Origin of the sequence: Brucella sp., assembly GCF_032066345.1 — a bacterium.
Taxonomy (GTDB): Bacteria; Pseudomonadota; Alphaproteobacteria; order Rhizobiales; family Rhizobiaceae; genus Brucella; species Brucella pseudogrignonensis.
Map to the genome: position 1 here is coordinate 1 of NZ_DAMBKZ010000039.1, position 10862 is coordinate 10862.

Consider the following 10862-nt stretch of genomic DNA (forward strand, 5'->3'; position numbering starts at 1 on the left):
CTGGCGGATAGGCGGCCAGAAGAGCCACCCGGGCTTTCACCGGGTCCTTGCGAATACGTCTGTATAAACAAAAAAAGCGCAGCAGGGCAATGGCCCGCTGCGCTTTCTATTGCACGGTGCTGATTAGAGTATCTTTTGCATGAAGGTCAGATCAAGCCAGCGTCCGAATTTCTGGCCGACCTGTTTCAGCGTGCCGCAATCTGAAAAACCCTGCGATTTGTGCAATGCGATGGATGCGGCATTGCCTGCTTCAATACCCGCGACCAGCACATGGACTTTACGCTCGCGTGCTTCTTCCACAAGCTCTGCCAGAAGTGCGCGTCCGATACCGCCGCCGCGCGCATTGCTTGCCACATAAACAGAGAGTTCCGATGAGTGGCGGAAACCTTCAAACGGACGGAAAGGGCCATAACTCGCATAGCCGACGACCTGTTCCTCACGTTCGGCCACCAGAACCGGAAAGCCGTCACGGTTGCGGGCTTTGAGCCATTCGCGACGGTTTTCCAGATCGACGAGCGTTTCGTTCCAGATGGCGAGCGTGTTCTCGACTGCATCATTGTAGATCGCAAGCAGAGCAGGGAGGTCAGCTTCGTTGGCAAAGCGAATGGTGAGGGTCATTTCAGAGGCCTTTATAGAAAAGTGTGGTCGCGCAGGGGCTGCCGTCAGGATAAAGCGCATAATTCGGGATAACGCCCACCCGCTCCCAGCCGAGATGGGTGTAAATTGCTTCCGCGGGACTGCCGGTTGCGGTGTCCAGGCAGAGAAGTGTCTTGCGTCGGTTACGTGCTTCTTCTTCAACGGCTTCCATCAGCTTGCGTGCAAGACCAAGGCCGCGCGCCTTACGATGGATCAGCAGTTTTTTAAGATCGGCACGATGCGGCTGATTGGGCATTTGTGTGAGACCAAGCTGAACCGTACCGACGATTTCGCCGCAATGCTCGGCAACCAGAAGGGCCGTGTCGCCTCGCTCTACTTCATTAAAGACGCGGTTCCAGTAGGGGATGAAGCCCTGCCATTCACATGGCGCCATGAAGCCAACTGACGCGCCATCATTAACGCAATCGGTCAGGATTTCTGCCAGTGGGAGAAGCGAGGGGCCAGCGTCTTCGTAGTTAAGGACACGAATCATATTGTACTTTCAGAGATTACTACGGCGTTCGAGTACGATTGTATAACGGGCGGTCGAGGTGCCGGGATTATGAAAGGTGATGCCTTCAGCAAGCGGCATATAAAGACAGTCGCCGGTATGGAGCTGATAGGTGGTTGCTCCAACGGTGATTTCCATCTGCCCATTCAGGAGCCACAAATGCTGTGTGATGCCTGCATTGGCCGCCTGTGGTGCGAAGGTCACTCTGGCGCCTGCGGGAAATTCGACCTCTATCATGTCGATATTCGACCCGGTTGCCGGTGGTGAAACAGATCGCCGGATATAGCCCGTATCCGGATCACGCCAGACTGGTTGGCGATCATGCGTGAGCAAGGGAGAGGTTGGGGCTTCCGCATCGGCAAAGAAGGCTGAGAGCGATGTGCCGAGCGCTGCACAAATGCGCGCCAGAAGCTGTGCGGTCGGGCTGGTTTCGCCACGCTCGATCCGCGAGATCATGGCGCGGCTGACACCTGACGCATCACCAAGCGCATCCAGTGTCATACCTTGCGCAAGGCGCAGGCGACGCAGATTTTCGCCAATGGCGTTGTCGAGATGCTCACTTATGTTTTCCATTATCTTAGAATTAATATCTATTATAATGGAGTCAAGCGATTTCGAAAACAGAAACGGCGGGATTTCTCCCGCCGCATTCTTTCTGTCTGAATAATCCTGATTAGCCTTGCGCTTTCAGTTCTAACCGGCGACGGTGCAGGACTGGCTCGGTGTAACCATTCGGCTGTTCGCGGCCCTTGAAAACCAGATCGCAAGCGGCCTGAAAAGCAATCGACTTGTCGAAGTTTGCGGCCATCGGACGATAAAGCGGATCGCCTTCATTCTGCTTGTCCACAACAGCTGCCATGCGCTTAAGCGTTTCCATGACTTGCGCTTCCGAAACCACGCCATGATAGAGCCAGTTGGCGATGTGCTGTGCCGAGATGCGCAGCGTTGCACGATCTTCCATCAGGCCGACATTGTTGATGTCCGGCACTTTCGAGCAGCCAACGCCCTGATCAACCCAGCGCACGACATAACCGAGGATACCCTGTGCGTTGTTGTCGATTTCGTGCTGGATGTCTTCCGGCGTCCAGTTTGGACGCGGGGCGACCGGCACCGACAGAATATCGTCGAGCTTGGCACGCGGGCGGCTCTTCAGCTTTTCCTGAACGCTTGCAACATCAATCTGATGATAATGAGTTGCGTGGAGCGTTGCAGCGGTTGGCGATGGCACCCAGGCGGTGTTCGCACCAGCCTTCGGATGGGCGATTTTCTGTTCCAGCATCGCAGCCATCAGGTCCGGCATTGCCCACATGCCCTTACCGATCTGCGCATGGCCGGAAAGGCCGCATTCAAGACCGATATCGACATTCCACTGTTCATAAGCGCCGATCCAGGCGGCCTGCTTCATGTCGCCCTTGCGGATCATCGGGCCAGCTTCCATCGAGGTATGGATTTCGTCGCCGGTGCGATCAAGGAAGCCGGTATTGATGAAGACGACGCGTTCCTTGGCAGCGCGGATCGCTTCCTTGAGGTTAACCGTGGTGCGGCGTTCCTCATCCATGATGCCGATTTTCAGCGTATTCGGCTTCATACCAAGCAGCTCTTCGGTGCGGGTGAAGATTTCATTGGCGAATGCCACTTCTTCCGGCCCGTGCATCTTTGGCTTGACGATATAGACCGAGCCTTCGCGCGAATTCATGTGGCGACCATTCGCGCCAATATCATGCAGTGCGATCAGGCTGGTGAAGGCGGCATCCATGATGCCTTCCGGCACTTCGTGACCTTCGGCATCAATGATCGCCGGATTGGTCATGAGGTGGCCGACATTGCGCACCAGCATCAGCGAACGGCCCTTGAGGCTGAGTTCCGAGCCATCGGCAGCCTTATAGCCGCGGTCGCCATTAAGGCGGCGCGTCATCTGCTTGCCGCCCTTCTCGAAGGTGTCTTCGAGCTTGCCATTCATCAGGCCAAGCCAGTTGCGGTAGACGGCAACCTTGTCTTCCGCATCGACTGCTGCAATCGAATCTTCGCAATCCTGGATCGTGCTGACGGCCGATTCCAGAACCATGTCTGCGATATGCGCCGGGTCAGTCTTGCCGATCGGGCTGTCCGCATTGATTACGATGTCAACATGCATGTTGTTCTTGGCCAGCAGCACATTGGTTGGTGCTGCCGCATCGCCATTATATCCCTTGAACTGGCTGCCGTCCTTCAAGGCGGTGCTCGAACCGTCGGCAAGTGTTACAGCGAGTTTGCCGTCCGTGACGGAAAGGCCGGTGACGTCGGCCCACTTGCCCGCATTGAGCGGTGCGCTTTCGTCGAGGAAATTCTTGGCCCATGCGATGACTTTTTCGCCGCGCTTCGGGTTGTAGCCTTTGCCTTTTTCCGCGCCGTCATCTTCCGAGATAGCATCGGTGCCGTAAAGCGCGTCATAGAGCGAACCCCAGCGTGCATTGGCGGCATTGAGCGCATAGCGGGCATTCATGACCGGAACGACAAGCTGCGGTCCTGCAATATGCATGATTTCCGGATCGACATTGGCGGTCGAGACCTTGAACTCTCCGCCTTCGGGCAGGAGATAGCCGATATCTTTCAGGAATTGCTGATAGTCAGCCTGCGAATAGCCTTTGTCGCGATTGTCCTTGTACCAGGCATCGATCTTGGCCTGCAGGTCGTCGCGCTTCTTGAGGAGGGCGCGATTCTTCGGTGCGAGATCGCGGATGATGGCGGCGAAGCCCTTCCAGAAGGCGTCTGGTTCAACGCCAGTGCTGGGTGCGGCTTCCTTGGCCAGAAACTCCACCAGTTTAGGGGCAACGCGCAAGCCTTCTATCTCAACGTAGTTACCGGCTTTCTGAGAAACCATGGCTCTGCCTCCTTCAAAATAAACAAAATCACCGCCAGCACCCTTCAGTGCCAGCTATCATGCTGTCTTTGAACCGCTTTAGCGCGCTTTCGTCAATCAGCGTGCGGGCACATCATCTGTGACGCTGCGGCGAAAATAGTTTTTACAGCGACAGTCTTGCGCGGATATCGTCAGGCGTAAAGCCCTGTTCGCGCAAGCTGCTGAGTGCCGTATCCTTGCGGCTTTTGGATAGTTTCAAACCATCGTCGCCCAGCACCAGATCATGATGATGATAAAGCGGTTCCGGCAGGCCCAGAAGCTTTTGCAGAAGCCGATGCACGGATGTTGCATGAAACAGATCGCGTCCGCGGACGATATGCGTGATGCCTTGCAGCGCATCATCCACCACGACGGAAAGATGATAGCTGGTGGGGGTGTCTTTGCGCGCGATCACCACGTCACCCCATTGCGCAGGATTTGCCTTAATGGGACCAGTGCTGATTTGGGTGCCGATTTCGTTCCAGAACAGCGTTTCGCCAGCCATCTCGAGCGCTTTCTCCATATTGAGCCGCCATGCATAGGGGGCACCGGAGACGATGCGCTCCATCTGCTCTTTTTCGCTCAAGTTTCGTTCGCCCTGCGGATAAAGCGGTGTACCGTCAGGGTCGGCGGGCCATTCCTGGCCTTTGGCATGTGCTTCGCCGATGATCTCGCGCACTTCGGTGCGGCTCAGAAAGGCGGGATAGACGAGCCCCTTGTCGGCAAGCTTGGTCAGTGCATTGCGATATTCGCCGAAATGCTCTGACTGGCGGCGTACCGGCTGTTCCCATTCAAGCCCGAGCCAGTGGAGATCATCGTAGATGCCCTGTTCAAGTTGCGGTGTGCAGCGGGCGGTGTCGATGTCTTCCATGCGAAGCAGAAAGCGCCCTTCGCTTGTCCGTGCCATTTGTGCATTGAGAAGTGCGGAATAGGCGTGGCCAAGATGCAATTGCCCATTGGGGCTTGGAGCGAAGCGATATACGGGCTGGGTCATGATCATGTCAGTTGATTGTCATCTGATTGCATTGGTACTTTGCAGTTACAGCATTGGCCCGAAAATCGGAATCGATTTTCGGAAAGCACGATGCGTAGGTTCGATAGTTTAGAGCGTCCTTTTTGCGTCCGAAAGGACGCACGGCGCTCTAACTGAAATGAAAGGCCAGGCGATGCGGCGGATCGATACATTGGATGATATTGAAGCCGGGCTTGAAGCACTGGGATTAGCCGACGCACGGTTGCTTGATATCCGCAGTCGGTCCCACGCTGTTCCGCTTCGCAGGTCTCAGCCGGGCTTTGAAAGTCTGGCCTCGATTATCGTTGCGCAACAGGTTTCAACTGCAAGCGCAGCAGCAATATGGGCGCGGTTCAAGCAGGCGATCAATCCGATGACACCGGAGGCTTATATTGCAGGCGGGGAAGAGGCATGGCGTTTTGCCGGGCTTTCGCGACCAAAACAGAGAACGCTGTTTGCTTTGAGTGAAGCTTTGGCAGAAGAGGCAATCGATCTGCATGGGCTGTGCGATCTGCCTGCCGAAGAAGCGATCAAGGCGTTGACCGCTATCAAGGGCATCGGTCCATGGACGGCTGAAGTCTATCTGCTGTTTGCCGCTGGTCATCCCGACGTGTTTCCGGCTGGCGATGTGGCGTTGCAAACGGCTGTCGGCCATGCTTTTGCGCATGAAACGAGACCTGATGCAGCCGCCCTTCGTCTGCTTGCGGAAGAGTGGGCACCATGGCGCGGTGTGGCAGCACGTTTGTTCTGGGCATATTACGCTGCGATCAAGGGACGGGAGGCTGCGCCGCTTCTGTAAAAGTTGCGTGTTTCCGGGGACATAAATGCGTTTCTGCTTCACAATGCTGTCACGTCGGGATTACATTATTTGCATCAGGTGAATGACGGCATTTCGATTCGCAGAAACTTGGTATCCTGCCTATCGCACTGCCGCCTTACAGCGGTGGCCCCGCTGTAACCATCTGTTTCTACGCATTATCCTACGCAAAACCGCTTCGCACTTTTGCTGGGAATGCTATTACAAGGTTGGAGCGTTGTAGGTTGCGCCCAGAATGGACGCGCGGCGCTTCGATGAAGAGCGCAATTCCGTACGGAAAGCCATTCGCACTTTTCCTTTCGGAGTTGCTCTGAAGGAGGTGCGCCCTTGAATGTAGCCGTCTCTCCCCGAACCGTTTCGAGCAGTGGTTTGCCTGCTCTGGTTCTCAATGCGGATTATCGGCCGCTCAGCTATTATCCTTTATCGCTCTGGTCCTGGCAGGATGCGATCAAGGCGGTCTTTCTTGAACGCGTGCATATCGTGGCGGAATACGATCAGGTCGTATCCTCGCCATCGTTTTCCATGCGTTTGCCAAGCGTGATCTGTCTGAAGGATTATGTGAAGCCGCCGCGCTATCCGGCGTTTACGCGCTTCAATCTTTTTCTGCGTGATCGTTTTGAATGTCAGTATTGCGGCTCACCGCATGATCTGACGTTTGATCACGTCACCCCGCGTTGCCATGGCGGCGAGACGACGTGGGAAAATGTGGTCGCCGCATGTTCCCCATGCAATCTGCGCAAAGGCGGCTTGATGCCGGCAAGCGCGCATATGTGGCCGCGCCAGAAGCCGGTCCAGCCCACTGTGCAGGATCTGCATAACAATGGGCGCCTTTTCCCACCCAACCATCTCCATGACAGCTGGCTCGACTTTCTTTACTGGGATGTCGAATTGGAGCCTTAGTATCTGTTCCAAAAGTCGCCATGCCGGTCTGCAAATGGCAATTTGTCTGCGTTCCGATGCTCATGTACCCAAAAGTACACTCCGTTTCGGTACTCGAAAATCACCATTTTCGCCACGGCCTGCCGTTTTTTGATCAAGATACTTGAGCTCTTGCGAAGAAAGAAAAACTTCCTCAGAATTCGCTCTTACTTCCCACCTTTTGCAAAAGCGCCGTAGTAGCCAATCGCTGCAAAGAGCAGGCTTGCGACGACGTTCCATCCGGCAAATGACAGGCCGAGGAAGAAGCCCGGCGCGCTGTCACATGCAGGCGGGCGGGTCGCGTTGAGATCGCCAAGCAGATTGCCTGCATCAAGTGTGACCTTCATGGTGGCCGCACTGCAATCGGCCGGTCCTGGCCAGTATTTGAGTTCGACGCCGGTGTGATAGATGGCAAGCGCTAAACCAAAGGTCATCAGCAGCGCGCCGATCAGAATAAGACCGCGTATCAGCACCGGCGGCAGTTTCAAGACATAGGAAATAAAGGCTGCTGCAAGAACCGGGACGCCGATATAATAAGGTGTGCGCTCTTCAAGGCAGAGCTTGCAGGGCATGAAGCCAGCCAGATGCTCAAAGCCTAAAGCCGTTCCAACAGTTGCGGCGAGGCCCACCGTCATGATGCCTGCGGTCCAAGCCTGCGTTTTGCCGACTGGTTTGTTAAGTGCAAATGCCATTTGAAATTTCCTGCGCCACACTGGCTCTATTAATAATCAAAAATACTGCTTCGTCTCCAAGCAATAAAATTTGACCGGCTTGAGGCAAAATCAGGCATGAAGATACTTTACCGCGAAAAAGAGCGCAATTAGCACCACGGCAACAAGGCCAGCCAGCAGACCAAGACGCTTTTCGATAAAGCCGCGGATTGGTTCGCCATAACGCTTCAACAGCCATGCAAGGAAGAAGAAGCGTGCGCCGCGCGCAATGATGGCCGATGCGATGAACAGCCAGATATTGATGCCCGCAGCACCGGACAGAATGGTGACAACCTTGATCGGCGGCAGGTGCGCGAGGCCTGATGTGATGAGCATCAGCAGAATCATGTCGGCGCTGGTCGTCCCGCGCATTTGCTCGAACGTGTCGAGCTTGCCATACATTTCAAGCACAGGCTTTGCGACCTGCTCATAGGCATGATAGCCGAGATACCAGCCCGCTATGCCGCCAAGAACGGAAAAGATGGTTGCGACGAGCGCATAGCGGTAGGCTCGCTCCGGGCGGGCAAGCGCCATCGGCAGATAGAGCACATCGGCTGGCACCAGAAACACTGAGCTTTCTACAAAAGCGATGAAAGCAAGCCAATATTCGGCAGACTTTCGGGCAGCAAGCGAGATCGTCCAGTCATAGAGTCGGCGCAGCATGAAGTTTTCCGGATTTTTTGCGGGCAAGCACCCAGGGATTGTCTGCGTCGTCTATAAATAAAAAAAGTGGCACGAACAATGCGTGCCACCTTTTAATGTCGCTAAGCGTAATTTCAGCGCTTGTAGGCGCTGCAGATGTACTTGGTTTCGAGATATTCCTCGATGCCATATTTCGAGCCTTCGCGACCGAGGCCCGACTGCTTCACGCCGCCGAATGGTGCGACTTCGTTGGAGATCAGGCCGGTATTGTGTCCGACCATGCCATATTCCAGTCCTTCGCTGACGCGGATCGCACGGCTGAAGTTCTCGGTATAGAAGTAAGCAGCTAGACCGAAGATCGTGTCGTTGGCAGCAGCGATCACTTCTTCTTCTGTGTCGAAAGCAAAGAGTGGTGCAAGCGGACCGAAGGTTTCTTCCTTGGCAACAAGCATATCTGAGGTGACGCCGGTCAGAATGCCCGGTTCAAAGAACAGGCCACCCAGTTCCTTGCCGCCTGAGATGAGCTTTGCACCTTTCGAAACCGCATCTTCAATATGCGCTTTGACCTTGGTGATGGCTTTTTCTTCGATCATCGGGCCGATGACGACGCCCGGCTCGGTGCCGTTGCCGACTTTGAGTTCTTTCACTTTCGCTGCCAGCTTTTCAGCAAACTTGTCGTAAACGCCGCGCTGAACATAGATGCGGTTGGCGCAAACACAGGTCTGACCGGCATTGCGATATTTGGAAAGCATCGCGCCGTCCACAGCAGCGTCGATGTCTGCATCGTCGAACACGATGAAGGGTGCATTGCCGCCAAGCTCAAGTGAGATGCGCTTGATGGTTGGGGCGCACTGCGCCATCAGCAGGCGGCCAACTTCGGTCGAGCCGGTGAAGGAAAGCTTGCGGACAATGTCATTGCTGGTGAGTTCGGCGCCGATTTCGCGGGCCTTGCCGGTCACGATCTGCAGAACGCCTGCAGGAATGCCAGCCTTTTCAGCCAGAACACCAAGCGCAAGCGCGGTTAGCGGGGTGAGATCAGCCGGGCGGACGATCATCGTGCAGCCAGCAGCCAGTGCGGGCGCTGCCTTTCGCGTAATCATTGCCGCCGGGAAGTTCCATGGCGTGATTGCAGCGGTCACACCGACTGGCTGACGGATGACGGTCAAGCGCTGGTCGGGCTGTGTTGCCGGAATTGTGTCGCCATAGACGCGTTTGGCTTCTTCTGCGAACCATTCAATGAAAGATGCAGCATAAAGAACTTCACCACGCGCCTCGGCGAGTGGTTTGCCCTGTTCCGATGTCATGATAAGGGCAATGTCGTCTGCACTGGCGACGATCAGATCAAACCATTTGCGCAGGATTCCAGCGCGTTCTTTGGCGGTCTTCGCAGCCCATGCCGGAAGTGCCTTGTTCGAAGCGTTGATTGCTTCTTTAATAGTATCGACAGAGAGGGAAGGAACGGTGCCAATGACAGAACCATCTGCCGGATTGGTTACGTCAATGGTCTTGCCGTCTGCTGCGTCGATCCAGTTTCCATCCACAAGGCATTGCGATTTAAGCAGTGAGGGGTCTTTTAAAGCGAGCATATCTGATATTCCATCCCGATGTTGCGTCAGACGGTCGTTCATTATATTGAACGACATACGATATACTGAATAAATCAGCCGACAGCGCTAAAGTCAATTCGCCTGTCGATTGGTCAAAGAGGGCATATGGACAAAACCGTACTCGATGAAGAAAGTTCCTTGAAACTGGTTCCGGCTGTGGTCAGGGCAGCGCAAATTCTTGATTGCGTTGCCGAGAGCCGCGAAGGCATCAAACTTTCCGATCTCGTTCGCCAGACCAGCCTGCCCAAAAGCAGTGTTCACGGTCTTTGCCAGACTCTTACGCATTTGAAGTTATTGAAGCTCAATAGCGATGGAAGCTTTACAATGGGCGCGCAGTCGGTTCGCTGGGCCAATGTCTTTCTGGCAAGCAGCGATATTGTGGATGCGTTTCATGAAGCGGTGGCAGAAGCGGAAGAGCTTGGTGCATATACATTGACGCTTTCCCACCTTGAAGGCCCAGAAGTCATCTATCTGTCCTGCCGCAACTCTTCTGCACCGCTTGGTATCACGTTCCGTATTGGTATGCGTGTACCGGCTGTCTTTACTGCGACGGGTAAGGCGATGTTGGCGGCAATGTCTGAGCAGGAGCTTGCTCGCCACCTCCCTTCCGATTGGCCGACGCCTATTACGCCTTCGAGTGTTCAATCTTTGAAGCAGCTTGGTTCTGAAATAGCGGACGTAAAGAAGAGGGGCTATTCGGTTGATGATGGTCAGCTGCGAGAGGGTATGTTTTGTATTGGGGCATCGATTTGTGATCGACCCAATCATCCATCGGCTGGGATTGCGTTATCGATGATGGCGGTTGAGGCTCGGCCGGAGATTGTTGAGACGATGGGCGCACGGGTGCGTGCATTGGCGGATAATGTTGCGGAGCGGATGGGCTGGTTCAGCTCGCCGCGGCGCTGAGTGTTATTATATAGAGAGTTGAGCTGGGTGAGGGCGCATTGAGCGCGCTTTATGATTTTGGTTTGGAATCATGCTGGTTTGGTTGCTTAATGTTTGGTAAAGTTGCCTGGTTTTGTCTGTGGAAAGAAACTTTGTATTTTTTTATGAATGAACGTTGACAGATTTGTTGAGTGGGGTCTATATGGCGCTCACCGAGGGCGGCGATCGTCGCAAGCGACAGAATGG

Annotated in this window: 11 protein-coding genes and 1 other annotated feature; of the genes, 3 read left to right on the plus strand and 8 right to left on the minus strand. The window is 54.8% G+C overall.

Annotated features, from left to right (window positions below; translation table 11 throughout):
* Nucleotides 1–50: a sequence feature (sul1 is cis-regulatory element that is thought to sense ions involved in sulfur or methionine metabolism; They are found in Alphaproteobacteria), on the minus strand. This feature is flagged as partial in the annotation.
* A 73-nt stretch (nt 51–123) separates the two neighbouring features.
* From RT142_RS24220 to gluQRS, 5 genes are all read right to left on the minus strand, one after another.
* Complete coding sequence (locus RT142_RS24220) at nt 124–618, minus strand: GNAT family N-acetyltransferase (protein ID WP_079212248.1); 495 nt, start codon at nt 616–618, stop codon at nt 124–126.
* Between the two features lies 1 nt (nt 619).
* Nucleotides 620–1129, minus strand: coding sequence for a GNAT family N-acetyltransferase (locus RT142_RS24225; RefSeq protein WP_151563391.1), 510 nt, complete (start codon nt 1127–1129; stop codon nt 620–622).
* A gap of 9 nt (nt 1130–1138) precedes the next feature.
* Nucleotides 1139–1711 carry an XRE family transcriptional regulator gene (locus RT142_RS24230; RefSeq protein ID WP_313032126.1) on the minus strand — a complete coding sequence of 191 codons (573 nt, stop codon included), beginning with the start codon at nt 1709–1711 and terminating at the stop codon, nt 1139–1141.
* A 109-nt stretch (nt 1712–1820) separates the two neighbouring features.
* Nucleotides 1821–4007 (minus strand): malate synthase G, encoded by a 2187-nt coding sequence (locus tag RT142_RS24235; RefSeq protein WP_313032116.1) that lies wholly within the window; start codon nt 4005–4007, stop codon nt 1821–1823.
* Between the two features lie 142 nt (nt 4008–4149).
* Nucleotides 4150–5019, minus strand: coding sequence for a tRNA glutamyl-Q(34) synthetase GluQRS (gene gluQRS, locus RT142_RS24240; RefSeq protein ID WP_313032118.1), 870 nt, complete (start codon nt 5017–5019; stop codon nt 4150–4152).
* Between the two features lie 172 nt (nt 5020–5191).
* Here gluQRS and RT142_RS24245 point away from each other — a divergent pair, with 172 nt between their 5' ends.
* Both RT142_RS24245 and RT142_RS24250 read left to right on the plus strand, forming a co-directional pair.
* A complete protein-coding gene (locus RT142_RS24245) occupies nt 5192–5836 on the plus strand; it encodes a DNA-3-methyladenine glycosylase family protein (protein WP_200637492.1) in 645 nt (214 codons plus the stop codon).
* 345 nt (nt 5837–6181) lie between these two features.
* A complete protein-coding gene (locus RT142_RS24250; RefSeq protein WP_007876487.1) occupies nt 6182–6754 on the plus strand; it encodes an HNH endonuclease in 573 nt (190 codons plus the stop codon).
* Between the two features lie 185 nt (nt 6755–6939).
* On the opposite strand, the gene RT142_RS24255 is transcribed toward RT142_RS24250, so the two are convergent.
* The 3 genes from RT142_RS24255 to RT142_RS24265 form a co-directional block, all read right to left on the minus strand.
* Nucleotides 6940–7464: a disulfide bond formation protein B gene (locus RT142_RS24255; protein ID WP_064321018.1), complete on the minus strand. Its 525-nt coding sequence runs from the start codon at nt 7462–7464 to the stop codon at nt 6940–6942.
* Between the two features lie 90 nt (nt 7465–7554).
* Nucleotides 7555–8145: a YqaA family protein gene (locus RT142_RS24260; protein WP_105518882.1), complete on the minus strand. Its 591-nt coding sequence runs from the start codon at nt 8143–8145 to the stop codon at nt 7555–7557.
* A gap of 113 nt (nt 8146–8258) precedes the next feature.
* The gene (locus RT142_RS24265; protein WP_313032121.1) at nt 8259–9710 is read right to left on the minus strand and encodes an NAD-dependent succinate-semialdehyde dehydrogenase; all 1452 of its coding nucleotides are present in this window, start codon (nt 9708–9710) and stop codon (nt 8259–8261) included.
* Between the two features lie 126 nt (nt 9711–9836).
* Here RT142_RS24265 and RT142_RS24270 point away from each other — a divergent pair, with 126 nt between their 5' ends.
* A complete protein-coding gene (locus RT142_RS24270; RefSeq protein ID WP_313032123.1) occupies nt 9837–10637 on the plus strand; it encodes an IclR family transcriptional regulator in 801 nt (266 codons plus the stop codon).
* Nucleotides 10638–10862 lie beyond the last annotated feature (225 nt).

What these genes read in the sequence shown, in the direction of transcription:
- RT142_RS24265 (WP_313032121.1), bottom strand. Translation starts at nt 9,710, where the DNA reads ATGCTCGCTTTAAAAGACCCCTCACTGCTTAAATCGCAATGCCTTGTG.
- RT142_RS24270 (WP_313032123.1), top strand. Translation starts at nt 9,837, where the DNA reads ATGGACAAAACCGTACTCGATGAAGAAAGTTCCTTGAAACTGGTTCCG.
- RT142_RS24225 (WP_151563391.1), bottom strand. Translation starts at nt 1,129, where the DNA reads ATGATTCGTGTCCTTAACTACGAAGACGCTGGCCCCTCGCTTCTCCCA.
- RT142_RS24255 (WP_064321018.1), bottom strand. Translation starts at nt 7,464, where the DNA reads ATGGCATTTGCACTTAACAAACCAGTCGGCAAAACGCAGGCTTGGACC.
- RT142_RS24245 (WP_200637492.1), top strand. Translation starts at nt 5,192, where the DNA reads ATGCGGCGGATCGATACATTGGATGATATTGAAGCCGGGCTTGAAGCA.
- gluQRS (WP_313032118.1), bottom strand. Translation starts at nt 5,019, where the DNA reads ATGACCCAGCCCGTATATCGCTTCGCTCCAAGCCCCAATGGGCAATTG.
- RT142_RS24260 (WP_105518882.1), bottom strand. Translation starts at nt 8,145, where the DNA reads ATGCTGCGCCGACTCTATGACTGGACGATCTCGCTTGCTGCCCGAAAG.
- RT142_RS24220 (WP_079212248.1), bottom strand. Translation starts at nt 618, where the DNA reads ATGACCCTCACCATTCGCTTTGCCAACGAAGCTGACCTCCCTGCTCTG.
- RT142_RS24235 (WP_313032116.1), bottom strand. Translation starts at nt 4,007, where the DNA reads ATGGTTTCTCAGAAAGCCGGTAACTACGTTGAGATAGAAGGCTTGCGC.